Source organism: Micromonospora sp. NBRC 110009, from assembly GCF_030518795.1.
In the GTDB taxonomy this organism is placed as follows: Bacteria; Actinomycetota; Actinomycetes; order Mycobacteriales; family Micromonosporaceae; genus Micromonospora.
This window is the reverse complement of sequence record NZ_CP130427.1, coordinates 3,197,837-3,220,664: the sequence shown is the minus strand read 5'-3', so window position 1 is coordinate 3,220,664 and position 22,828 is coordinate 3,197,837. Positions and strand designations below refer to the sequence as shown.

20 protein-coding genes are annotated in these 22,828 nt (G+C 72.5%); 9 read left to right on the top strand and 11 right to left on the bottom strand.

The window, feature by feature from the left end; genetic code table 11:
* Positions 1 to 77: 77 nt before the first annotated feature.
* From Q2K19_RS15445 to Q2K19_RS15430, 4 genes are read left to right on the top strand one after another with little or no spacing between them, the layout of a single operon-like run.
* Positions 78 to 1,016, top strand: a complete 939-nt coding sequence (locus tag Q2K19_RS15445) for an ABC transporter permease (protein ID WP_302771711.1) — start codon at positions 78 to 80, stop codon at positions 1,014 to 1,016.
* Entirely contained in the window at positions 1,009 to 1,965 is a 957-nt protein-coding gene (locus tag Q2K19_RS15440; RefSeq protein ID WP_302771709.1) for an ABC transporter permease, read from the top strand. The genes Q2K19_RS15445 and Q2K19_RS15440 overlap by 8 nt, the downstream gene beginning before the upstream one ends.
* A gap of 7 nt (positions 1,966 to 1,972) precedes the next feature.
* Positions 1,973 to 3,010, top strand: coding sequence for an ABC transporter ATP-binding protein (locus Q2K19_RS15435; RefSeq protein ID WP_302771707.1), 1,038 nt, complete (start codon positions 1,973 to 1,975; stop codon positions 3,008 to 3,010).
* A complete protein-coding gene (locus tag Q2K19_RS15430; RefSeq protein WP_302771706.1) occupies positions 2,994 to 4,022 on the top strand; it encodes an ABC transporter ATP-binding protein in 1,029 nt (342 codons plus the stop codon). Before Q2K19_RS15435 ends, Q2K19_RS15430 begins: the two co-directional genes overlap by 17 nt.
* A gap of 158 nt (positions 4,023 to 4,180) precedes the next feature.
* Here Q2K19_RS15430 and Q2K19_RS15425 read toward each other — a convergent pair whose 3' ends face one another.
* From Q2K19_RS15425 to purN, 4 genes are all read right to left on the bottom strand, one after another.
* Entirely contained in the window at positions 4,181 to 6,814 is a 2,634-nt protein-coding gene (locus tag Q2K19_RS15425; RefSeq protein ID WP_302771704.1) for a beta propeller repeat protein, read from the bottom strand.
* Between the two features lie 179 nt (positions 6,815 to 6,993).
* Positions 6,994 to 7,470, bottom strand: a complete 477-nt coding sequence (locus Q2K19_RS15420) for a hypothetical protein (protein WP_302771702.1) — start codon at positions 7,468 to 7,470, stop codon at positions 6,994 to 6,996.
* A 257-nt stretch (positions 7,471 to 7,727) separates the two neighbouring features.
* Positions 7,728 to 9,299, bottom strand: a complete 1,572-nt coding sequence (gene purH / locus Q2K19_RS15415; RefSeq protein WP_302771700.1) for a bifunctional phosphoribosylaminoimidazolecarboxamide formyltransferase/IMP cyclohydrolase — start codon at positions 9,297 to 9,299, stop codon at positions 7,728 to 7,730.
* The gene (gene purN, locus Q2K19_RS15410) at positions 9,296 to 9,916 is read right to left on the bottom strand and encodes a phosphoribosylglycinamide formyltransferase (protein WP_302771698.1); all 621 of its coding nucleotides are present in this window, start codon (positions 9,914 to 9,916) and stop codon (positions 9,296 to 9,298) included. Before purN ends, purH begins: the two co-directional genes overlap by 4 nt.
* Positions 9,917 to 10,090: 174 nt before the next feature.
* On the opposite strand from purN, the gene Q2K19_RS15405 reads away from it, so the two are divergent.
* Positions 10,091 to 10,723 (top strand): DUF4190 domain-containing protein, encoded by a 633-nt coding sequence (locus tag Q2K19_RS15405; protein ID WP_302771696.1) that lies wholly within the window; start codon positions 10,091 to 10,093, stop codon positions 10,721 to 10,723.
* Positions 10,724 to 10,845: 122 nt separating this feature from the next.
* Here Q2K19_RS15405 and Q2K19_RS15400 read toward each other — a convergent pair whose 3' ends face one another.
* Positions 10,846 to 12,207, bottom strand: coding sequence for a cell division protein PerM (locus Q2K19_RS15400; protein WP_302771694.1), 1,362 nt, complete (start codon positions 12,205 to 12,207; stop codon positions 10,846 to 10,848).
* A 158-nt stretch (positions 12,208 to 12,365) separates the two neighbouring features.
* Between Q2K19_RS15400 and Q2K19_RS15395 the strand changes: the two genes are divergently transcribed.
* On the top strand, positions 12,366 to 12,635 hold the full coding sequence (locus Q2K19_RS15395) for a DUF4190 domain-containing protein (protein WP_302771692.1): 270 nt from the start codon (positions 12,366 to 12,368) through the stop codon (positions 12,633 to 12,635).
* 57 nt (positions 12,636 to 12,692) lie between these two features.
* Here Q2K19_RS15395 and sucD read toward each other — a convergent pair whose 3' ends face one another.
* The 4 genes from sucD to Q2K19_RS15375 form a co-directional block, all read right to left on the bottom strand.
* A complete protein-coding gene (gene sucD / locus Q2K19_RS15390; protein WP_302771691.1) occupies positions 12,693 to 13,580 on the bottom strand; it encodes a succinate--CoA ligase subunit alpha in 888 nt (295 codons plus the stop codon).
* 2 nt (positions 13,581 to 13,582) lie between these two features.
* Positions 13,583 to 14,761, bottom strand: a complete 1,179-nt coding sequence (gene sucC / locus Q2K19_RS15385) for an ADP-forming succinate--CoA ligase subunit beta (protein WP_302771690.1) — start codon at positions 14,759 to 14,761, stop codon at positions 13,583 to 13,585.
* Between the two features lie 182 nt (positions 14,762 to 14,943).
* Positions 14,944 to 15,495: a hypothetical protein gene (locus Q2K19_RS15380; protein WP_302771688.1), complete on the bottom strand. Its 552-nt coding sequence runs from the start codon at positions 15,493 to 15,495 to the stop codon at positions 14,944 to 14,946.
* 1,086 nt (positions 15,496 to 16,581) lie between these two features.
* Positions 16,582 to 16,986 (bottom strand): cobalamin B12-binding domain-containing protein, encoded by a 405-nt coding sequence (locus tag Q2K19_RS15375; protein WP_302771686.1) that lies wholly within the window; start codon positions 16,984 to 16,986, stop codon positions 16,582 to 16,584.
* Between the two features lie 409 nt (positions 16,987 to 17,395).
* On the opposite strand from Q2K19_RS15375, the gene Q2K19_RS15370 reads away from it, so the two are divergent.
* Positions 17,396 to 18,109 carry a M23 family metallopeptidase gene (locus tag Q2K19_RS15370; protein ID WP_302771684.1) on the top strand — a complete coding sequence of 238 codons (714 nt, stop codon included), beginning with the start codon at positions 17,396 to 17,398 and terminating at the stop codon, positions 18,107 to 18,109.
* Positions 18,110 to 18,359: 250 nt separating this feature from the next.
* Positions 18,360 to 19,136 carry a M23 family metallopeptidase gene (locus Q2K19_RS15365; RefSeq protein WP_302771682.1) on the top strand — a complete coding sequence of 259 codons (777 nt, stop codon included), beginning with the start codon at positions 18,360 to 18,362 and terminating at the stop codon, positions 19,134 to 19,136.
* Between the two features lie 60 nt (positions 19,137 to 19,196).
* Here the strand turns inward: Q2K19_RS15365 and pcrA are convergent, their stop codons facing one another.
* The gene (gene pcrA / locus Q2K19_RS15360) at positions 19,197 to 21,605 is read right to left on the bottom strand and encodes a DNA helicase PcrA (RefSeq protein ID WP_302771680.1); all 2,409 of its coding nucleotides are present in this window, start codon (positions 21,603 to 21,605) and stop codon (positions 19,197 to 19,199) included.
* Between the two features lie 290 nt (positions 21,606 to 21,895).
* On the opposite strand from pcrA, the gene Q2K19_RS15355 reads away from it, so the two are divergent.
* Positions 21,896 to 22,249: a chorismate mutase gene (locus Q2K19_RS15355; RefSeq protein WP_302771678.1), complete on the top strand. Its 354-nt coding sequence runs from the start codon at positions 21,896 to 21,898 to the stop codon at positions 22,247 to 22,249.
* 74 nt (positions 22,250 to 22,323) lie between these two features.
* On the opposite strand, the gene Q2K19_RS15350 is transcribed toward Q2K19_RS15355, so the two are convergent.
* Positions 22,324 to 22,824, bottom strand: a complete 501-nt coding sequence (locus Q2K19_RS15350; RefSeq protein WP_302771676.1) for a S26 family signal peptidase — start codon at positions 22,822 to 22,824, stop codon at positions 22,324 to 22,326.
* Between the last annotated feature and the right edge of the window lie 4 nt (positions 22,825 to 22,828).

The following is a 22,828-nucleotide window of genomic DNA, read 5'->3' as shown; positions in this document are numbered from 1 at the left end:
GCCGATCCCAATTTTCCGGTTCAGCCAGAGATGTCGATCTGCGCCCCATTCGCACTTTTCCGGAGAGACTGGCAAGTATGTTCCGCTTCATCCTGCGGCGCCTCCTGCAGATGGTCCTCGCGTTCTTCGGGACCACGCTGATCGTCTACGCGCTGATGTTCGCCGGGCAGGGCGACCCGATCCAGGCCCTCGCCGGGGAGCGGCCGGTGACGGCGGCCCAGCGGGCGTACCTCACGCAGAAGTACCACCTGGACCAGACCGGCGTGGGCGGCTTCTTCTACCGCTACTTCGACTACGTGAAGAGCCTGCTCCAGGGCGACCTGGGCCAGTCGCTCACCGGCCGGCAGATCGGCGACATCCTTCAGCAGGCCTGGCCGGTCACCGTGAAGCTGGCGCTGATCGCGCTCGCCGTGGCCATCGTCTTCGGCGTCACGGCCGGCGTGATCGCGGGCATCCGGCGGGCCAGCATCTTCGACAACTCCACCCTGGTGCTCACCCTGCTGGTGCTCGGCATCCCGACGATCGTGCTCGCCCCGCTGGCCCAGTACTTCCTCGGCGTGAAATGGCAGCTCTTCCCGCCCACCGCCGGGGCCCAACCGAGCTTCTACGCGCTGCTGCTGCCCGGCATCGTGCTCGGCTCGCTGTCGCTGGCCACCGCCTTGCGGCTGACCCGCACCTCGGTGGCGGAGAACCTGCGCGCCGACTACGTCCGGACCGCCCGGTCGAAGGGCCTGGTCAAGCGGCGGATCGTCAGCGTCCACGTGCTGCGCAACTCGCTCATCCCGGTGGTCACCTTCCTCGGCGTCGAGTTGGGCAACCTGATGAGCGGCGCGATCATCACCGAGGGCGTGTTCAACATCCCCGGCGTCGGCTTCAACCTCTTCCGCGGCATCCGCACCGAGGACGGCCCCCTGGTGGTGGGCATCGTCAGCGTGCTCGTCGTGGTCTACCTGATCTCCAACCTGGTGGTGGACGTCCTGTACGCCGTACTCGACCCGAGGATCCGCTATGAGTGATTTCGAGACCGTGGCGGCCACGGAGAACCAGGCCGCGCGGCGGGGCGTCTCCGGCGAGCCGGGCACGCCCAACCAGGTCGGCGTGCCGCAGAAGCCGCGCAGCCTGGCCGGCGACGCCTGGCGGGACCTACGCCGCAACCCGATCTTCTGGATCAGCCTGGCCCTGGTCGTGCTGGTCGCCGCGATGGCCGTCGTGCCGTCGCTGTTCACCGCCAACGACCCGCGCGACTGCCTGCTCTCCCGGCAGCACGCCGGGCCGTCCGGCGGAGCCATCTTCGGGTACGACTTCCAGGGCTGCGACGTCTACGCCCGGGCGGTCTACGGCACGCGGGCGTCGCTGCTGGTGGGCGCCCTCGCCGCGCTGGCCACCGGCGTCATCGCGCTGCTCGTCGGCATGCTCGCCGGCTACTTCGGCGGCTGGGTGGACGCGGTGCTCTCCCGCGTGATCGACATCGTGCTCGGCATCCCGCTGCTGCTCGCCGCGATCGTGCTGCTCAAGCGGGTGAGCACCAGCAGCGACAACGTCCGGCTGTTCGCGGTGATCTTCGTGCTGGCGGTGCTCGGCTGGACCACCGCGGCCCGAGTGGTGCGCTCCTCGGTGATCACCGCCAAGGAGCAGGACTACGTCGCCGCGGCCCGCATGCTCGGCGCCCGCAACGGCCGGATCATGTGGCGGCACATCCTGCCGAACGCGCTCGCCCCGGCCATCGTGGTGCTGACCATCGCGCTCGGCTCGTTCATCGCCGCCGAGGCGACGCTGAGCTTCCTCGGCATCGGCCTGAAGGCCCCGACCATCTCCTGGGGCCAGGACATCGACACCGGCCGCATCCACATGCGGGAGTCGGCGACCCCGCTGATCGTCCCCTCGGCGTTCCTCGCGCTGACCGTGCTCGCCTTCATCATGCTGGGCGACGCGATCCGCGACGCCTTCGACCCGAAGCTGCGGTGAGACCCTGATGACCCAGTCCGCTGTCCGGCCCACGCCGGCCTCCCCCACCCCGCCGGGCGGCCACCTGCTCGACGTGCGGGACCTGCACATCGAGTTCCGCACCCGCGAGGGCGTGGCCACGGTGATCAACGGGGTGTCCTACCACCTCGACCCGGGCGAGACCCTGGCCGTGCTCGGCGAGTCCGGCTCCGGCAAGTCGGTGACCGCCCAGGCGATCATGGGCATCCTGGACACTCCCCCGGCGCACATCCGCTCCGGCCAGATCCTCTACCAGGGCCGGGACCTGTTGACCCAGTCCGAGGAGCAGCGCCGGCAGGTGCGCGGCAAGGAGATCGCGATGATCTTCCAGGACGCGCTGTCGGCATTGAACCCGGTCTTCCCCGTCGGCTGGCAGATCGGCGAGACGCTGCGCCAGCGCGAGGGGATGTCCCGCGCCGACGCCCGCAAGCGGGCCGTCGAGCTGATGGACCTGGTCCGGATCCCGGCCGCGGCGAAGCGGCTCGGCGACTACCCGCACCAGTTCTCCGGCGGCATGCGCCAGCGCGTGATGATCGCGATGGCGCTCGCCCTGAACCCGCGGGTGCTGATCGCCGACGAGCCGACCACGGCGCTCGACGTCACCGTGCAGGCCCAGATCATGGACCTGCTGGCCGACCTGCGCCGCGACCTGAACATGGCGATGATCCTGATCACCCACGACCTCGGCGTGGTCGCCGGCGTCGCGGACCGGATCGCCGTCATGTACGCCGGCCGCATCGTGGAGCACGCCGACGTGCGCTCGCTGTACCGGGCGCCGGCCCACCCGTACACCAAGGGGCTGCTGGAGTCGATCCCGCGGCTGGACGTACGCGGGCAGGAGCTCTCGACGATCAAGGGGCTGCCGCCGAACCTGATGCGGATCCCGTCCGGCTGCCCGTTCCACCCCCGGTGCCCGTACGCGCAGCAGGTCTGCGTGGACGAGGTGCCGCACGACCTGGTCCTCGGCGACGGCCGGACCAGCGCGTGCCACTTCGCGCAGGAGGTCCGTGATGACAGCGTCCGCTAGCCCGACCAAGGTCCGCGGCGAGACCATTCTCGAGGTCAACAACGTGGTCAAGCACTTCCCGATCAGCCAGGGGGTGCTGTTCAAGAAGCAGACCGGCGCGGTCAAGGCCGTCGACGGGGTCAGCTTCGAGCTGCGCCGGGGCGAGACGCTCGGCGTGGTCGGCGAGTCCGGCTGCGGCAAGTCCACCCTCGCCCGGCTGCTCATGCGGCTGGAGACGCCGACCGCCGGCCGGGCCACCCTGGAGGGGAAGGACCTGTTCAAGGCCTCCGGGTCGGAGCTGCGCCGGCTGCGCCGGAACATGCAGATGGTGATGCAGGATCCGTACACCTCGCTGAACCCGCGGATGACGGTCGGCGACATCATCGGCGAGCCGTTCGCCATCCACCCCGAGGCGGCCCCGAAGGGCAGCAAGCAGCGCCGGGTCCAGGAGCTGCTGGACGTGGTCGGCCTCAACCCCGAGCACATCAACCGCTACCCGCACCAGTTCTCCGGCGGTCAGCGGCAGCGCATCGGCATCGCCCGGGCGCTCGCCCTGCGGCCCGAGATCATCGTCTGCGACGAGCCGGTGTCCGCCCTGGACGTGTCGATCCAGGCCCAGGTGATCAACCTGCTGGAGCAGCTCCAGGACGAGTTCGGGCTGTCGTACATCTTCATCGCGCACGACCTGTCGGTGGTCCGGCACATCTCGGACCGGGTCGCGGTGATGTACCTCGGCAAGATCGTGGAGATCGGCACCGAGGAGGAGATCTACGAGCGGGCCACCCACCCGTACACCCAGGCGCTGCTCTCGGCGGTGCCGGTGCCCGACCCGGACGCCCGGAACGAGCGGAACATCATCCGGCTCACCGGCGACGTGCCGAGCCCGGCCGACCCGCCGTCCGGCTGCCGGTTCCGCACCCGCTGCTGGAAGGCCCAGGAGATCTGCGCCAAGCAGGAGCCGCACACGGTGCTCCGCGCGGCGGACCCGCACCCCTCGGCGTGCCACTTCGCCGAGGTACGCCCGGCCGCCTGAGCAGGGCACAACCGGAAGCCTGTGGGGAAAGGAGGGGCCCCTGCTCAACGCCTGGCGTTGAGCAGGGGCCCCTCCTTGCGTCCGGCCCGGACGAGGGCGCCGGACCGGGGGTCGTCCGGCCCGGGCGGATCGGGGGCCGCGCCGGACCGGACGACGCCTCAGAGCTGGGCCAGGTTGAACGCCCAGATGCCCCGACCGTGGGTCGCGACGTAGACCGAGTTGTCCGCCGCGTTGTACTCGACGTCCATGCCGACCGTCAGCGGCAGGCCGGCGCCGAGCCGCTGCCAGTCGGTGGCGCCGGGCGCCCGGTAGAACGTGGCCAGGTCGGTGGCGAGCACCAGCGCGCCGGTGGACAGCTCCTTGATCGAGCTGGCCGGCACGTCCGGCAGGTTCGCCGAGACGTCCTTCCAGGTCGCGCCCGCGTCGGTGGTCTCGAAGACGTGGCCGAAGCCGGCCCCCGGCCCCTCGGTGAAGCGGCGGGAGAAGCCGTTGACCGCGACGAAGGCGTGCGAGGCGTTCGCCGGGTCGATCCCGACGCCCTGCAGGAACCGGTTCGGGAAGTCACCCGGCAGGCTGACCTGGTGCCAGCTCGACGGGTCGGTGACCTTGCCGACCGCGAGGCCCCGGGCGAACCCGGCGTTGTTGCACGGTCCGCACCAGCCGACGTACGCCATGCCGCCGGAGACGGCGACCGAGGTGGCGGTGTGTCCGGCGCCCAGGTTGAAGACGTTCGTCCAGCCCTTGCCGTTCTGGATCGAGTAGCCCTTGGTGTTGACCCAGACGTGCTGGCCACCGGCGACCCAGACGTTCGCGTCGTGGTCGTCGGGAGCGAACGGCGCGATGAACCGGGCCAGCTCGTCACCCGGCGCGTTGGTGTACGGCTGGATGTCCCGCGAGGTGGAGTCCGCCAGCGTGCCCGAGCCGGTGTTGGCGTTGCAGTTCTCGGTCACCCGCATGGCCAGGTTGGTGTACTCCTGGACCTGCCGGCAGCCGTTCGCCGGGTCGGCCTGCGAGTCGCCGCCGTCACCGCCGAAGTGCGAACCCATCACCGTGTCGCCGGGGCGCAGGATCGAGGTGCCGTTGTCCTGCAGACCGCCGGAGACGATGGTGCCGGCCTTGGCCGGGTCCTTGCCCAGCGCCACCGAGTAGTACTGGAGGGCGTCGATGGTGCCGTCGTTCAGGCTCTGCCAGTCGGTGGCGTGCCCGTCCTTGTCGGTCTTGCCGTTGATCGGCCGGCGGTACACACCACCGTCGTTGCCGACGTAGACGAACCCGTTGCCGACCGCCACCGAGTGCTGGTCGGAGTGGGTGGTCTTGTTGCACTTGTTCTGGGCGTCGTAGATGCTCCAGCAGGAGAAGCCGAAGTTCCAGTACGGACCCACGGTCTTCCAGTTGGCGCCGGCGTCGGTCGACTCGTAGACCTCCTCCAGACCCGCCCAGACGTGGTTCGGGTTGGCCGGGTCCACCGCCAGGAACTGGTTGTACCAGGCCTGGATGCCCGGGCCGTAGCCCTTGCCGATCACGGTCTGCTTCAGCGCCGAGCCGGAGTTGCCCAGCTTCGACGAGTCGGCGATCTTGTTCCACGGCCCGGCCGGCGAGCCGGTGTTGGAGACGTAGATGCCGTCCAGGTAGCTGTTCACGTTGCCGGCCGGCTTGTTGAGCAGCCGCGGCGACTGGTTGATCGCATACAGCTTGCCGCCGTCGGCGGAGAAGGCGAACGTCACGTAGCCGATGTCGTCGGCCGGCATGGCGCCGGTCGGGTTGACCTTCGTCCAGCCGCCGGCGGTGTAGTCAGCCGTCTCGTAGAAACCGTTGTAGGTGTCGCCGGAGCGCCACGCCGAGGCGACCACCACGTGCTTCGGGTTGCGCGGGTCCTGGGCCACGTCGTTGACGATGTTCTTGTACGCGGCGTTCGCGTCGCCGGCGTTCGCCCCGCCCGGCAGGTAGCTCGGGTTCGGCGCGAACTCCCGCTTCCAGGCGCCCGAGGTGCTGCTCATCGCGTGCGAGAACAGGCCCCGGTTGGTGGCGACCCAGACCTTGCCGTCGAAGAAGCGCAGCTTGTTGATGACCGTGCTCTCCAGCTCGGTCCCGCCGACCCGGTCGGTCGGCTTGAAGCTGCCGCTCTTCGGGTTGGCCAGCCGGTACACCCCGGCGCCCACGTACGAGGTGCCGCCGGTGTTCGCCTCGCCGGTGGCGTACCAGAGCGAACCGTCGCCGGCCAGCACGATGTCGCCGCTGGACAGGGTGGGCAGCGCGTCCGTGATCGGCGTCCAGCTCCCGCCGCCGGTCGAGGAACGCCACACGCCGCCGTCGGCGCCGGCCGCGTACACGTAGCCGCTGTTGTCCGACGCGAGGCCGGTGATCCGACCGGTGACCAGGCCGGCGCCACCGGAGGAGTTCGACGCGTAGTCGCGGTAGCGCGGGTCGTCCCCGTCGTACTTGATGTTGGTTACCTCGCGCCAGGTGCCCTTGGTGGCGGCGAGCCCGTTGAGCTGGCTCAGCGCGTTCGAGTACGCGCCTGGCGAGACGATGCCCGGGGCGTAGCGAGCCTGGGCGAACTGCTCGGCGATGGTGCGGGCCTCGAAGGCCTCCTCGCCGGCCTCCTCCGACTCCTCGCCGGCCGCCATCTCCATGAACTCTCTGGGGTGCCAGGGCATGTTGGCGCCCGGCTCGTCGGCCAGGCCCAGCTTCTCCTGTACCTCGTGGTTGGTGGCGACCACGCCACCGAGCGCGGCGGTGAGCACCAGCGCGCCCGCGATTGTCGCCGGCCTGCGCCAGCGTGATGTGGACATGTGAATCCTCCGGGATTCAAGGGGTCCCGGGCAGGGTTGCCCGGGGTGGGAAACCGTGGGCGGCGGATGACCCCCCACGGCGCATCGGTCATCGGGCGGACACCCTCCGGAGTCGACCCAGAGCCGGCTGGGCGCGCGGTGACGCGTGGATCAGCCGCGATGAACGAACTCGAGGAGGGTCAGGCGACGGCCGGTGGGGCCCGGCCGGAGGGGCTGCCGCGCGGCGGCAACGGCACGGCGGGCTGCCGGTAACCGGTCGCGACGAGGTCCGGGGCGGACGTGTCGTCGACGCGCGGGGGCGCGGCCGGGAGGAGATCGTCCGGTCCGTCGGTGACGACGCCGGCGCGGTGATCACCACAGGGTCCGCCGGAGACTTCCGTCCACAGCTCCGACGGAGCGTCGGGATGCGTGAGGCGCGCGCCGACGGCTCGGGGGTCGCCGGAGGGCGGGGCGGGACTGCTCGGCGTGGTGACCGGTGCGTCGACGGACCATCCGTCCGGAGGAAGAACGGACGGGCCGTCGTGGACGATCGACCGGTGCGCGGCGGTGACCACCGCGCCGGGATCGAGGGTCTCTCCGCAGGCGGGCGCCCCCAGGCCGGCCAGGACGAACGCCAACGCGACGACGACGGCGGTCAACCGGTCGAGTACGCGCATGGGCAACCTGTCGGGAGGGGGAGCCGCTCGGGCGGGCGGCGCGGTGGCCGCGGGCCGGAGCGGGCGGCGGAGAGAACGGGGAGGGTCGATCGCTTGCTGCGGGACAACGCTAGCAACAACTTTCACAACCGGGCAATGGGAAGCAGTCGTACTTTCGGCTGGTCAGCGCCCGGCTCGTGACATCGCTCCGAACAGGAATGTCAACACATGAAACAGGGGCGCGACCGGTCGGTCGCGCCCCTGCAAAGCCCGGGAGATCAGTGGAAGAAGTGCCGGGTGCCGGTGAGGTACATGGTCACGCCGGCCTCCTTGCAGGCCGCGATGGTCTCCTCGTCGCGGATCGAGCCGCCGGGCTGGACGATCGCCCGGACGCCCGCCTCGATGAGGATCTTCGGCCCGTCCGCGAACGGGAAGAAGGCGTCCGAGGCGCAGACCGACCCGCGGGCCCGGTCGGCGCCCGCCCGGCGCACCGCGAGCTGCGCCGAGTCCACCCGGTTGACCTGACCCATCCCGACGCCGACGGTGGCGCCGTCCCGGGCCAGCAGGATCGCGTTGCTCTTCACCGCGCGGACCGCCCGCCAGGCGAATGCCAGGTCCCGCAGCGTCGCCTCGTCGGCCGCCTCGCCGGTGGCCAGCCGCCAGTTCGCCGGGTCGTCGCCGTCGGCGTCGATCCGGTCCCGCAGCTGCACCAGCACGCCGCCGGTGACCTGCCGCCACTCGGCCGGCAGCGGGTCGAACTCCGGCGCCCGCAGCAGCCGGATGTTCTTCTTGGCCTGGAGGATCTCCACGGCGCCCTCGTCGAAGCCGGGCGCCACCAGGACCTCGGTGAAGATCTCCGCGACCTGTCGGGCCATCGCCACGCTGACCGGCCGGTTCACCGCGATCACCCCGCCGTACGCGGACACCGGGTCGCAGGCGTGCGCCTTGCGGTGCGCCTCGGCCACGTCGGCCCCGACCGCGATGCCGCACGGGTTGGCGTGCTTGATGATCGCCACCGCCGGCTGGCCGGGGAAGTCGTTCGCGGCCCGCCAGGCGGCGTCCGCGTCGACGTAGTTGTTGTAGGACATCTCCTTGCCGTGCAGCTGCTCCGCCTGCGCCAGGCCCGCCGGGCTCGCCGGGTCGGCGTAGAGGGCGGCCGCCTGGTGCGGGTTCTCGCCGTAGCGCAGCACCGCCTGCCGGCGCAGCGCCAGGTCGGCGAACTCCGGCCACCCGTCGGCGGCCGGCGCCACCGTGGTCGCGAACCACTCCGCGACGGCCACGTCGTAGTCGGCGATGTCGGCGAACGCGCGGGCGGCGAGCGCCCGGCGCTGAGCCAGGGTGAAGCCGCCCTCGGCGAGCGCGGCCAGCAGCGCCGGGTACGCCGCCGGATCGGTCACCACAGCGACCGAGGCGTGGTTCTTGGCTGCCGCCCGGACCATCGCCGGACCGCCGATGTCGATCTGCTCGACGCACTCGTCCCGGCCGGCGCCCGAGGCGACCGTGGCCTGGAACGGGTAGAGGTTGGAGACCAGCAGATCGATGCCGGCGATGCCGTGCTCGTCGAGCTGCGCGGCGTGGGCGTCCTTGCGCAGGTCGGCGAGGAGGCCGCCGTGGATCTTCGGGTGCAGGGTCTTCACCCGGCCGTCGAGGATCTCCGGGAAGCCGGTCACCTGCTCGACCGGGGTCACCGGCACGCCCGCGCGGGAGATGGTCGACGCGGTGCTGCCCGTCGAGACGATCTCCACGCCGGCCTCGTGCAGGGCCCGGGCCAGCTCGACCAGGCCGGTCTTGTCGTAGACGCTGACCAGCGCACGCCGGATCGGGCGGCGGGCGTCCTCAGTGGTGCTCACGGAACCGTGACCTTTCTGCCGGTGATCGTCCAACCTTCACGGACCAGCCGACCGACCTGCTCGACGAGCTGGCGCCGCTCGGCCTCCTTGATGCGCTCGGTGAGCGTCTCCTCGTCGTCGTCGTCCAGCACCGGCACGGCGACCTGGGCGACGATCGGGCCGGTGTCCATCCCGGCGTCGACGAAGAACAGGGTGGCCCCGGTGACCTTGACGCCGTACGCGAGCGCGTCCCGGGGGCCGTGGATGCCGGGGAACGCCGGCAGCAGGGTGTTGTGCGTGTTGAGGTAGCGGTCGTCGAACGCGGCGAGGAACTGCGGGCCGACGAGCTTGAGGAAGCCGGCGCTGATCACCAGGTCCGGCTGGTGCTCGGCGACCCGGGCGGTCAGCGCCTTGTCCCAGTCCGCGCGGGTCGGATGGTCCGTCAGCCGCTCGACGAAGGTGGGCACCCCGGCCGCGGTCGCCCGGTCCAGGCCGGCGATCCCGTCCCGGTCGGCGCCCACGGCGACCACCCGCGCCCCGTACCCGGGGTCGGCGGTGGCGTCCAGCAGCGCCTGGAGGTTGCTGCCGGAGCCTGAGACGAGGACGACGAGGCGGGCGACGGACGCGGGCTCGGTCACCCGGCAACCCTATCGGGCTGCTCGGGCCGTCCAGCGCTCGGGCGGCGGCGTCGCGGGTGATCTCCCGGGTGGCATCGGCACGATACGCTGCCGACGCCCGGTGCGTCCCGGTGCTGGGCGGAATCATCAGCGGCACCATGGACCGTCGACCCCCAGTTTGAGGAGCAACCAGCAATGCAGCCCGGTTACCCCGGTCAGGATCCGTACGGCCAGCAGCAGCCCAACCAGGACCCGACCTCCCCTCAGTACGACCCGTACGCCCAGCCGCCGCAGGCTCCCCAGTACGGGCAGCAGCCGACCTCGGGCCAGCCGTACGGGCAGGACCCGTACGCCCAGCCGCCGCAGGCTCCGCAGTACGGGCAGCAGCCGACCTCCGGGCAGCCGTACGGCCAGCAGCCGACCTCGGGCCAGCCCTACGGCCAGCCGACCTCGGGCCAGCCCTACGGACAGCAGCAGCCGTACCAGGACCCGTACGCGCAGCAGCAGCCGTATGGCGCCGCGCCGACCTACCCGGCCGCCGGCTACCCCAGCGGACAGGGGCAGAACAACAACACCCTCGGCCTGGTGTCGATGATCCTCGGCATCGCGTCGATCCCGCTGGCCTGCTGCCTCTACCTGGGCATCCCGGTCGGCATCGCCGGTGTGATCACCGGCTACCTCGGCCGGCAGAAGGCCGCGCAGGGGCTGGCCAGCAATGACGGCCAGGCCAAGGCCGGGCTGATCTGCGGCGCCGTCGGCGCCGGTCTCGGCATCCTGGTGCTCATCCTCGGTATCGTCGCCAACGTCAACCTGCCGACCGAGCCCTGATCGACCCGATCACCGCGGGGGCGTTCCGGAGCATCCGGAGCGCCCCTCGCCGTTCCTCCCACCCCTCGGCGTCGACCAGGAGGGTCGCCCGCGAACCCGGTCCCGCGACCGGAACTACCTGTTCAGCGGGGCGGGGCGGCCGGACGCGGCGCGGCGGGGCGAGGGGTGGTCGGGCGGGAGGTGGTCGGGCGGGAGGTGGGGGTGTCGTGGGTGAGGGCCTTGACGGCTGCCGCGCCGAGCAGGGCGCCGGCGGCGACGACCAGTGCCGCCACCCCGGCCACCAGCCACGGCGTCGGGCCGATCTCGGCCAGCCGCCCCCCGCCGAGCGGGCCGCCCGAGGCCGCGGCGGCCGCGCCGAGCAGCACCCCGGCCACCGGGCCGGCGAGCGCCGCCGGGGCCAGCAGCGCCGGCCAGCCGAGCGCCGCCCGCTCCTCGGCCGCGATTCGCACGAGCCGCCGGGCCAGCAGCCAGCCGGCGGCCATCCCGGCCAGCACCGGCACCGCGAGCAGCCCCACGCCGAGCCCGTCGACCGGGCCGCGCGGCAGGCCGGCCAGCAGCGGTACGGCGGGCAGCGCGCCCACCGAGACCTCGCTGGTCCGTACGGCGGTGTCGGTGCCGACGGCGAACCCGGGGCCGAGCAGGTAACTGGCCGACCAGACGGTGGCGTTCGGCGCGTACGCGAGGCTGACCAGGGTGATGCCGGCCTGACCGGCCACCCCGGTCCGGTACGCCCCGATCATGTCGGCCGCGTCGCCACCCCCCGTCGCCACCGACAGCCCGGCCGCCCCGGCACCCGCGCCGAGCAGCAGCAACCCGGCGACCAGCCCGGTCCGCAGCCCGTTCCGCAGCGCCGGTGGAGACCGCCGCGCCAGCAGCACCGACACGCCGGTGGTGCGCACCGCGCCGACCAGGGCGGCGAGCGTGCCGACGACCGCGCAGGCCAGCCCGGCCCGGATCGGGGACACCCGCAGGCCACCGGCGCTGACCGCGATCGCGGCGACGGCGCCGAGCAGCGCGTACCCGATGCCGACGGCGACCGCGACGGTGAGCGCCCGCCCGGGGGACCGGCTACCGCGGGCGCCGACGGCCCGGGTGACGTGCACCCCGGCCCGGGTGAGCCGCCAGACGGCGAGCGCGGTCAGGGCGAGCGGCACCAGCCCGAGCGGCCCGGCGGAGGTTTCCAGCGGCACCCCGTGCCCCAGCAGCCAGCCGGCGAGGCCGGCGCGCATCGCCCCGGTCAGCGAGCCGGCGTCCTCGCTGAGCTGGGCCAGACCGAGCACCAGGGTGACCGGCAGCCACGACGTCACGGCCGCCCAGCCGGCCGCCACCCCGGCGGCGACGGGGAGCGGGGCCCGACCGCGCGGCGCCTCCGGCGACCGGGGCGCGGGCACCCGGGGCGCCGGCCGGGCGCGCCCGGCCGGCCGGGCGTCGGCGGTGACCTCGGCGGCGGAACGGCGGGGCTGGTCAGGGGTGACGGGTGACATCGGCTCTACTCTGGCATGTCGCGCCGACGGTGGCAGTCCGATACCGCCCCGGCGCCCCGGCGAGTTCCGTGATCCACCGGTTCCCGGCGCTGATCCGGTTTAGCCTCGGCCCAGGACGCGACCTTTCCTGTCGCGGCACCGACCGCTCGGAGGACGCCGTGAACGCTCCGTATCCGCCGCCGCCACCGCCGCCGGCCGCCGGCCGGGACCGGACCACCCTGTGGGGCGTCCTGGGGATCATCTTCGGTCTGCTGTGCTGCGGCATCCTCGGCATCGTCTTCGGCTACCTGTCGATCCGGGACGCGAAGCGCTTCGGGCGGTCCCAACTGCTCGGCTGGCTGGCCATCGCGTTCGGCGTCATCAACATCATCACCAGCGCGATCATCCGGGCCCGGGGGAGCTACTACTACCCGTACTGGTACCGCTGAGCAGACGAGGGGGCCGACCGCTTTCCGGTCGACCCCCTCGGCACGTCACGGGACCGCTCAGCGGTTGGACATGATCTCCCGCATCAGGTTGGCGGTCTCGGTCGGGGTCTTGCCGACCTTGACGCCGACCGCCTCCAGCGCCGCCTTCTTCGCGTCGGCGGTGCCCGCCGAGCCGGAGATGATGGCGCCGGCGTGGCCCATGGTCTTGCCGGGCGGGGCGGTGAAGCCGGCGATGTAGCCGACCACCGGCTTGGTGACGTTGGCCTTGATGAACTCGGCGGCCCGCTCCTCGGCGTCGCCGCCGATCTCACCGATCATCACGATGGCGTCGGTCTCCGGGTCCGCCTCGAACGCGGCCAGGGCGTCGATGTGGGTGGTCCCGATGATCGGGTCGCCGCCGATGCCGACGCAGGTCGAGAAGCCGATGTCCCGCAGCTCGTACATCATCTGGTAGGTCAGCGTGCCGCTCTTGCTGACCAGGCCGATCCGGCCGGAGCCGGTGATGTCGGCCGGGATGATGCCGGCGTTGGAGGCGCCCGGCGAGGCGATGCCCGGGCAGTTCGGGCCGATGATCCGGGTCCGCTCGCCCTTGGCCACGTTGTACGCCCAGAACGCGGCGGTGTCGTGCACCGGCACGCCCTCGGTGATCACCACGGCCAGGTCGATGCCGGCGTCGATCGCCTCGATCACCGCGGCCTTGGTGAACTGCGGCGGGACGAAGATGACCGTGACGTCGGCCCCGGTCTCCTTCATGGCGTCGGCGACGGTCGCGAAGACCGGCAGCTCCGTGCCGTCGAAGTCGACCTTCTGGCCCGCCTTGCGCGGGTTGGTGCCGCCGACGACGTTGGTGCCGGCGGCAAGCATCCGCCGGGTGTGCTTGGAACCCTCGGAGCCGGTCATCCCCTGCACGATGACCTTCGAGTCCTTGGTCAGCCAGATTGCCATGATCAGACCCCCGCAGCGGCCAGCTCGGCGGCCCGCTCGGCCGCGCCATCCATGGTGTCGACCCGCTCGATCAGCGGGTTGTTCGCGCCGTCGAGGATCGCCCGACCGGCCTCGGCGTTGTTGCCGTCGAGGCGGACGACGAGCGGCTTGGTGACCTTCTCGCCCCGCTGCTCCAGCAGCCCCAGCGCCTGCACGATGCCGTTGGCCACCGCGTCGCAGGCGGTGATGCCGCCGAAGACGTTGACGAAGACGCTCTTCACCGACGGGTCGGAGAGGACGATCTCCAGGCCGTTCGCCATCACCGCGGCGCTCGCGCCGCCGCCGATGTCGAGGAAGTTGGCCGGCTTGACGCCGCCGTGCCGCTCGCCCGCGTACGCCACCACGTCGAGGGTGGACATGACCAGGCCCGCGCCGTTGCCGATGATGCCGACCTCGCCGTCGAGCTTGACGTAGTTGAGGTCCTTCTCCTTGGCCGCCTGCTCCAGCGGGTCCACCGAGGCCTGGTCGACCAGGGCCTCGTGGTCCGGGTGCCGGAACGCGGCGTTCTCGTCCAGGGTGATCTTGGCGTCCAGCAGCAGCAGCTTGCCGTCCTTGGTCTTGGCCAGCGGGTTGACCTCGACCAGCGTGGCGTCCTCGGCGACGAACGCCTGCCACAGCTTGACCGCGACCTCGACGACCTGGTCGGCGACCTCGGCCGGGAAGCCGGCCGCGCTGACGATCTCCCGCGCCTTCGCCTCGTCCACGCCGGTGTTGGCGTCGATCGGGGCCTTGACGACCTTCTCCGGGGTCTCGGCGGCGACCTGCTCGATGTCCATGCCGCCGGCGACGCTGGCGATGCAGAGGAAGGTGCGGTTCGCCCGGTCGAGCAGGTACGAGAAGTAGTACTCCTCGGCCACGTCCGCGGTCACGGTGATCATGACCTTGTGGACCGTGTGACCCTTGATGTCCATGCCGAGGATGTCGGTGGCCCGGGCCACCGTCTCCTCCGCGCCCTCGGCCAGCTTCACGCCGCCGGCCTTGCCGCGGCCGCCGACCTTCACCTGCGCCTTGACGACCACCCGGCCGCCGAGGCGCTCGGCGATCGCGCGGGCCTCCTCCGGGGTAGTGGCGACGCCGCCGGCGAGCACGGGCAACCCGTGCCGCTCGAACAGGTCCCGCCCCTGGTACTCGTACAGGTCCACGATTGCGCGTCCCGTCCCGTCTCCGCGGCGCGCCGTCGCGCCGCCACCAGCGTTGGAAAATCAGTTTGACGCCTGTCATCAGATGAGACAGGCCATTTGCCGCAGCCTAACGAGATGGGAACCGGCGGCAACCGAGCGGGTGCGCGGTGTGCGGTAATGCACAGCCGCCGGCCGCTCGGGGGTCAGCCGACCCGGCAGCGGCCGGCCGCGTAGCCGACGACCGCCCGCATGATCTCGTCCTCCGAGTGGTCGGCGTAGTTCACCGTGGCGGTGAAGCCGGTGCCGAAGAAGGCCTGCGTCATGCCGGCGTCGACGGCGGTGAAGGCACCCAGCCCGCTGCCCACGCGCGGGTCACGCGGCTTGACGCAGAGCATCTTCTCCAGGCCCCAGCGGCGCAGGTAGATCCGGTCGATCGCCGCCCAGGGCAGCCAGATCGCCTGCCCCCGGGTCGGCCGGGTCTTGATCCACAGGCCCTCGGGCCCGACCGCGAGCACCGGGCCACCGGAGGAGACCAGCCAGAGCTGGAGGCCCACCGGCAGGAAGAAGAGCAGCATGATCACCGGGATCATCCAGAGCAGCGCGAGGTCGCCGTTCGGGCCGGACGCGGCGGCGCCGATCGGGCAGGCCAGTACCAGGCCGATGACCAGCGTCACCGCCCCGAGGGCCAGGGCCCGCTTGCGCAGGCTCGGCCGGGACACGAACGGCAGGTCCTCCGGGATCCGCTTCGCGGTCACCGCCGTCGGGGGCTGCCACGGCGGTGGCAGCTGCGCCGGGCCGACCGCGCCGGGGTACCCCGGCTGCGGCCCCGCGGGCCAACCCTGCCCCGGCTGCGGCTGTCCCGGCCAACCCGCGCCGGCCTGGGCGGGGGCGGGCCAACCCGCGCCCGCCGGCGGCGGGGCGGCCGGGGCGGGCCATCCGGGGCCGGCCGGCGGCGCCGCCGGGGCGGGCCAACCTTGGGCGGCCGGCGGCGGGGACTGCGGCGCCGACCAACCGGCGGTGGGCTGCTGGGGCGCTGCGGGCCAACCCTGACCCGCCGGCGGCGGAGACTGCGGCGGCGACCAGCCGGTGGTGGGCTGCTGAGGTGTCGCGGGCCAGCCCGCAGGGGGCTGCTGCGGCGCAGCCGGCCAACCGGCCTCGGGCTGGCGCGCCGCCGCCTGCCCGCCGCCGGCCGGGGGCCGCTGGGGTGGGGCCGGCCAGCCGGCGCCGGGCTGCTGCGGGGCCGGACCTGCCGCCCCCGGCTGGGCCGGTGGGCCGGACCATCCCGGGGCGGACGGCGGCTGCGCCGCGCCGTCGGCCGGCGGTGCCGGCGGCCAGCCCTCGGCGGGGTGCGGGGACGGGTACGACGGCTGGGTCACGGCGGGCTCCCGGCGGGGTCGTCGACCGCGGACGCGGTACGGGCAGCCACACGATACGACCCGGGCCCCGAACGCGGGCCCCGCGTGGCGCGCGTCCGGGCTCTGCAGGAGGGAGCGAAGTAGAAGTAGCGGTCCCGTCGGGTCGGGGCACGACCGCGTCCCGGAAACCGCGCGGATTCCCGCCGGGATCCCGGGCGCGGAGGCTGGGAGCAGGGCACCGGCGGGCGGGGATCAGCCGTCCGGGGGATGTTGGAGAAGTTGCGTAACCCCCCGATGGGGGCGTCGTTGAGTCTGATGTCGGAGCGCTGGTACAGCGCGGCGACGGGAGACGGCCGATGCCCTGTCGGTCGAGGGGTGGCGGCGGGGCATCGTGCATAGAGGGGCCGGGCGTGTGAGGGGTGCGTCCGGCCCCTCCCCCCTGTCCGGGCCCCGGTCCCGCGACCGCGACCCGCCGGGGGTCGAAGCTCAGGCCACCGGCTGGGCGACGTTCTCCCGGACCCAGTCGACGATGGACTGGGTGGTCGCGCCCGGGGTGAAGATCTTCGCGACGCCGAGCTGCTCCAGCTCGGGGATGTCGGCGTCCGGGATGATGCCGCCGCCGAAGACCACGATGTCGGTGGCGTCGCGCTCGGCGAGCAGCTCCAGTACCCGCTTGAAGAGGGTCATGTGCGCGCCGGAGAGCACGGACAGGCCGACGGCGTCGGCGTCCTCCTGGATCGCGGTCTCCACGATCTGCTCCGGCGTCTGGTGCAGGCCGGTGTAGATGACCTCCATGCCGGCGTCCCGCAGGGCGCGCGCGACCACCTTCGCGCCCCGGTCGTGGCCGTCCAGGCCGGGCTTCGCGACGACGACCCGGATACGAGAGCTCATCAGCGCACACCTTTCCCCGGCTACCGCACTACCTCAACTGAACGAACGGTAACCCGGCCGGCTCGCGACCGGGAACCCGGGCCACACCCCTAGCCTCGACGCGGCGCCCCTAGCGTCCGACGCCCCGCCCGGGAAGCCGGACGCCTCCGCCGAACGGTCACTGTGCGCGACGAACGGACGGTTGTCGCGCCAACCGAGCGGCGGCACGAGCCGGGGCAAGACCGGATAGAAACGGACAGAATGAAACGCCAATTCGGCGCTTCGGCTTGTGACAGGAGTGGCGGTTGGCTAACGTGTCCACGGTTGTCATCAGGTCCATGGACGGGTGACGACGCGGCCACCGGACGTTCGACAGAGCTTCACCGAACGGCCCGAGGTCGCCTCGGATCCCCGACAACGGAGGGTGTGCGTGCGCCAGCGCCTGTCGTCTGAGCCCGATAGATATCGCGGCCGCCGCCGCGTACCCACCCCCCCGCGGAGCCGCTACGCGGCGGTGGTGACCACCGCCTTCGTGGGCGCCGGCCTCGTCGCCCTCGGCGCGAACGCCCTCCCCGACGCCAAGAGCGTCAGCCCGTCGGTCCTCGACGAACTCAAGCAGGCCTCGGTCACCAGCCAGGACGCCGCGGCCCGGGCCGACTCCGCCAACGTCGCCACGCGCGACGGCCGCGCCGAGAGCAAGGCCTCCACCGAGCAGGACGTCTGGCTGCTCCCCCTGCACGGCTACGACTTCAACTCGCCCTACGGCATGCGCTGGGGCAAGCTGCACACCGGCATCGACCTGGTCGCCCCGGAGGGCACGCCCTACGTGGCGATCCACGACGGCACGGTCACCAAGGCCGGCTGGTTCGGCGGCTACGGCTACGCGGTGATCGTCCAGCACGCGGACGGCAGCGAGGCCATCTACGGCCACTCCTCCGCGATCAACGTGCAGGAGGGCCAGCAGGTCAAGGCGGGCGACCAGCTCGGCCTGGTCGGCAACACCGGCCACTCCTACGGCTCCCACCTGCACCTGGAGATCCATGTCAACGGGCAGCCGCTGGACCCGGTGCCGTGGCTCGCGGAGCGCGGGGTGGACATCAAGCTGCAAGTCGAGGCAATCTACGCCGACGTAGCCGCGTCCTGACGCTCCGTATCGTCCACTGACCGCCCGGATCGGCCGATCCGGGCGGTTTTCGTTGCGGCAAAGTCTGCCCGGTCACAGTCGAAACTGTGCGCGGCGCCACAGCGCTACATGATCCTCTACCGCACCAAACCGACCGACCGGGGACGAAACCGACGGCGGGCGGTGGACGGACCTGCCCGGCCCCCGGAGCCAGTACCCGCCGGCGGCCCGACCGACACCAGTATTTCGAGGTCACGTGCCCCCTCGACTGATGAAGGTCCCCGTGCAGGAAGACAGCTCCATCCAGAACGAGAACACCCAGGACACCCCCGCCCGGCACCGGCGCACGCGTCCGGCCCGGCGCACCGCATACTTCATCATCGGCGCGGTCGCCCTGGTCGGCCTCGGTCTCGGCGGCGTCTCCGTCGTCACCGCCGACCACGGCACCCCGACCCCCACCGCCGTCGACTTCGACGCCCGGGCCCGCGCCGAGGCCGCCGCACGAGCCGACCGCTCGGTCCGCGAGCCGGCCGTCCCGGCCACCCCGTCCGCCACCCCGGTCAGCCCGTCGCCGAGCCCGACCACGGCCAGCCCGAAGCCGACGAGGACCGTCAAGCCCAGCCCGAAGAAGACCAGCAAGCCGAAGCCGACCTGGGTCATCCCGATGAAGGGCGCCACGATCACCTCCTGCTACGGGCAGCGGTGGGGCACGCTGCACGCCGGCATCGACTTCGCGATGCCCGCCGGCACCCCGATCCACGCCGCCGCGGCGGGCACCGTGGTCAAGGCGGGTGACGCCGGCGACGGGTACGGCAACTCGGTCTTCATCGACCACCACAACGGCTACCTGACCCACTACGCCCACCAGAGCCGCCTCATCGTGAGCGTCGGCGACAAGGTGAGCGCGGGCCAGGTCATCGGCTACGAGGGCGCCACCGGCGACGCCACCGGCCCGCACCTGCACTTCGAGGTGCACAAGGGCGCCATGTGGAACCAGATCGACCCGGCGCCGTTCCTGCGCGCCCGGGGCATCGACGTGGCCTGCTGACGGGCCACGGCACGAGGAGAGGCCCGGTCCGGCGCTCCGCCGGACCGGGCCTCGCCGTTGTCAGAGCTTGTCGATCGGGGCGTGCCGGAGCACCAGCCACATGGTCTGGTCGCCGAAGTCGATCTGCGCCCGGGCGCCCGGGCCGTGCCCCTCGACGGCCAGCACCCGGCCCAGGCCGTAGCGCTGGTGGTTGACCCGGTCCCCCGCCGAGACCTTCGGCGCCTGCTTCAGCTCGCTGGCCGTGGCGAGCCGGCTGGCGTCCACCCCGAGCCGCTTGGCGAGCTGCGCCGCCTTCGGCGTACCCCCGGTGAAGCCGCCGCGCCCGCCGGGCGCGCGGTCCGCGCGGCCGCCGACACCGCCGCCCCCGCCGGCCCATGAGGTGTACGACCCCTCCGTGCGCTCCCAGCGCACCAGCTCCGTCGGCAACTCCTCCAGGAACCGGGAGGGCGGGTTGTAGGCCGGCGCGCCCCAGGCCGACCGGGTGACCGCTCGGGACAGGTAGAGGCGCTGCCGGGCCCGGGTGATGCCCACGTAGGCGAGCCGGCGCTCCTCCTCCAGCTCCCGGCTGTCGCCCAGCGAGCGCAGGTGCGGGAAGACGCCGTCCTCCAGCCCGCTCAGGAAGACGACCGGGAACTCCAGGCCCTTCGCCGTGTGCAGCGTCATCAGGGTGACCACGCCCTGGTGGTCGGGGTCGTCGCTGGGCACCTGGTCGGCGTCGGCGACCAGCGCCACCTGCTCCAGGAAGCCGGCCAGGGTGGCCCGCTCGTCCTCCGCCCCCAGCGCCTCGATCCGCTCGGTGTACTCGCGGGCGACGCTGACCAGCTCCTGGAGGTTGTCCACCCGGCCGGCGTCCTGCGGGTCCAGGCTCTCCTCCAGCTCGGTGAGGTAGCCGGAGCGGGTCAGCAGGGCCTCCAGCACCTCCTCGGGGGTGCCGGTGGCGGCCAGCTCGCGGGCGCCGTCGAGGAGGGCGACGAACTCGGCGATGCCGTTCGCGGCCCGGGTGGAGATCCCCGGCGCATCCTTGGCCCGGCGCAGCGCCGCCCCGAAGGAGATCCGGTCCCGGCTGGCGAGCGCCTCCACGCACGCCTCGGCCCGCTCGCCGATGCCCCGGCGGGGGGTGTTGAGGATCCGGCGCAGGCTGACCGTGTCGTCGTCGTTGACCACGGCGCGGAGGTAGGCCAGCGCGTCCCGGACCTCCTTGCGCTCGTAGAAGCGCACGCCGCCGACCACCTTGTAGGGGAGGCCGACCCGGATGAAGACCTCCTCGAAGACCCGGGACATGGCGTTGGTGCGGTAGAAGACGGCCACGTCGCCCGGGCGCGTGTCGCCCTCGTCGACCAGCCGGTCGATCTCGCGGGCCACCCAGTCCGCCTCGGCGTGCTCGGTGTCGGCCACATAGCCGACGATCTGCTCGCCGGCCCCGGCGTCGCTCCACAGCCGCTTCGGCTTGCGGGAGGTGTTCCGGTCGATCACCGCGTTGGCGGCGTTGAGGATGGTCTGGGTGGAGCGGTAGTTCTGCTCCAGCAGGATCGTCCGGGCGTCGGTGAAGTCGCGCTCGAACTCCAGGATGTTGCGGATGGTGGCGCCGCGGAACGCGTAGATCGACTGGTCGGCGTCACCCACCACGCAGAGTTCGGCCGGCGGGATCCCCTCGGTGCCGGAGACCAGCTCCTTGATCAGCACGTACTGGGCGTGGTTGGTGTCCTGGTACTCGTCGACCAGCACGTGCCGGAACCGGCGCCGGTAGCTCTCCGCCACGTGCGGGTGAGACTGGAGCAGGTGCACCGTCGTCATGATCAGGTCGTCGAAGTCGAGCGCGTGCGCCTCGCGCAGCCGCCGCTGGTAGAGCGTGTAGGCCTCGGCCAGAGCCCGCTCGTTGGGCCCCTTGGCCCGGCCGGCGAACTCCTCCGGGTCGACCAGCTCGTTCTTGAGGTTGGAGACCTGGGCCGCGAGGCCGCGCGCCGGGTAGCGCTTCGGGTCGAGGTCCAGCTCGCGGGCGACGAGCTGCATGAGCCGGCGGGAGTCGTCCGCGTCGTAGATCGAGAAGGTCGACTTGAGGCCGGCGTGCTCGTGCTCGGCGCGCAGGATCCGGACACAGGCCGAGTGGAAGGTCGACACCCACATCAGCCGGGCGCGCGGGCCGACCAGGGCGGCCACCCGCTCCTTCATCTCGCCGGCGGCCTTGTTGGTGAAGGTGATCGCGATGATCTCGCCCGGGTGCACGTCCCGCGCGGCGAGCAGGTAGGCGATCCGATTGGTCAGCACCCGGGTCTTGCCGGAGCCGGCGCCGGCCACGATCAGCAGCGGGGAGCCGGCGTGGGTGACCGCGTCCCGCTGGGGGCCGTTCAGCCCGGTGAGCAGGGCCTGCGGATCCGACCGGGCGGCCGACGGCGCGAGGTTGCGGCGCGGCGGGGTCGACCGGGACTCCGGCGCGGACGGGGACACGGGGATGTCGAAGAGAGGATGCATCGCACGGCGAGTCTATGCCGCCGGACGGACATCTCCGGTGCGCGCGGGCCCGGACGAGACAAAGGCGTCGCGTCCCACAGGTTGGCGGTTTCCTTGCGCCGGCCGCCCACCGGTCGGCATACTCGACGGCGTGTTCGGTCAGCGCTTCTACTTTTACTACGGCACCGGGAGTCCGGCAGCCGTGGGTCGCGCCTGATCACAAGACCTACGAAAGCCCCGGGCTCCTGGAGCCCGGGGCTTTTTCGTCCCGGGATCCGGGCACCGGGCCCGAGACCCCGAAGGGTACGACGATGATGACTGACGTGGTGGAGTCCAGCGGCAGCCTGGCGCCCGGCGAGCGGGCCGACGGCACGGACCCGACCGGGGCCGCGGCGTCCCGCACCGGCACCGACGACTCGGCGGCCGCCGAGCGGATCGTGGCCATCCGGGAGCGGATCGACGAGATCGACCGCACCATCATCGCGCTCTGGCAGGAGCGGGCCGCGCTGTCCCAGGAGGTCGGCGCCACCCGGATGGCCTCCGGCGGCACCCGGCTGGTGCTCTCCCGGGAGCGGGAGATCCTGGAGCGGTTCCGCCAGGCGCTCGGCGCGGACGGCACCCAGGTGGCGCTGCTGCTGCTCCGTGCCGGCCGGGGCCCTTTGTGAGTCCTGGCATGCCGGCCGTCGATTGCCGCGGGAGGGTCCGCATCCCCGCTGGCCAGGTGTGCCAGGGGCGTCACCTACCGGGGCACGACGCGGCGTACCGGTCCGAGGATTCGGGCGGCGGGGACGAACCCGAAGATCCGGGAGTCGAAGCTGGCGTCGCGGTTGTCGCCCAGCAGCACGAAGTACCCGGACGGAACCTGCGGTACGTCGCCCGCCGCCGGCCCGTCGTCGGCCCCGGGGCCGCCGCCGACCGCGGCGATGACATCGGCCGGCACCGGATCGCCCGGTCCGGCGACCGCGCGTTTCACGATCCAGCTCCGGTCGGTCGAGGGCGAGGCACCCCCGGCCAGCGGCGGCGTAGGCCACGCCCCGTCGACCGGCTTCTCGACGACGACCATCTGCCCGACCTGGATGCTCGTCGGCGGGATGCGCCGGACCAGGACGTGGTCCCCCGGCGCCAGCGCCGGCACCATGGACCGGCCCTCCACCGTGACCAGCACCCACCCACGCCGTAACCGGATCAAGAGGACACCCAGCGTCAGTCCGACGGACCCGGCGATCAGGGCGTAGACCATCGGC

Bases quoted from the DNA above. Each gene is read 5' to 3' on its own strand.
- Q2K19_RS15445 (WP_302771711.1), top strand. From the start codon at position 78: ATGTTCCGCTTCATCCTGCGGCGCCTCCTGCAGATGGTCCTCGCGTTC.
- Q2K19_RS15440 (WP_302771709.1), top strand. From the start codon at position 1,009: ATGAGTGATTTCGAGACCGTGGCGGCCACGGAGAACCAGGCCGCGCGG.
- Q2K19_RS15435 (WP_302771707.1), top strand. From the start codon at position 1,973: ATGACCCAGTCCGCTGTCCGGCCCACGCCGGCCTCCCCCACCCCGCCG.
- Q2K19_RS15430 (WP_302771706.1), top strand. From the start codon at position 2,994: ATGACAGCGTCCGCTAGCCCGACCAAGGTCCGCGGCGAGACCATTCTC.
- Q2K19_RS15425 (WP_302771704.1), bottom strand. From the start codon at position 6,814: ATGTCCACATCACGCTGGCGCAGGCCGGCGACAATCGCGGGCGCGCTG.
- Q2K19_RS15420 (WP_302771702.1), bottom strand. From the start codon at position 7,470: ATGCGCGTACTCGACCGGTTGACCGCCGTCGTCGTCGCGTTGGCGTTC.
- Q2K19_RS15405 (WP_302771696.1), top strand. From the start codon at position 10,091: ATGCAGCCCGGTTACCCCGGTCAGGATCCGTACGGCCAGCAGCAGCCC.
- Q2K19_RS15400 (WP_302771694.1), bottom strand. From the start codon at position 12,207: ATGTCACCCGTCACCCCTGACCAGCCCCGCCGTTCCGCCGCCGAGGTC.
- sucD (WP_302771691.1), bottom strand. From the start codon at position 13,580: ATGGCAATCTGGCTGACCAAGGACTCGAAGGTCATCGTGCAGGGGATG.
- Q2K19_RS15375 (WP_302771686.1), bottom strand. From the start codon at position 16,986: ATGAGCTCTCGTATCCGGGTCGTCGTCGCGAAGCCCGGCCTGGACGGC.
- Q2K19_RS15365 (WP_302771682.1), top strand. From the start codon at position 18,360: ATGAAGGTCCCCGTGCAGGAAGACAGCTCCATCCAGAACGAGAACACC.
- pcrA (WP_302771680.1), bottom strand. From the start codon at position 21,605: ATGCATCCTCTCTTCGACATCCCCGTGTCCCCGTCCGCGCCGGAGTCC.
- Q2K19_RS15355 (WP_302771678.1), top strand. From the start codon at position 21,896: ATGATGACTGACGTGGTGGAGTCCAGCGGCAGCCTGGCGCCCGGCGAG.
- Q2K19_RS15350 (WP_302771676.1), bottom strand. From the start codon at position 22,824: ATGGTCTACGCCCTGATCGCCGGGTCCGTCGGACTGACGCTGGGTGTC.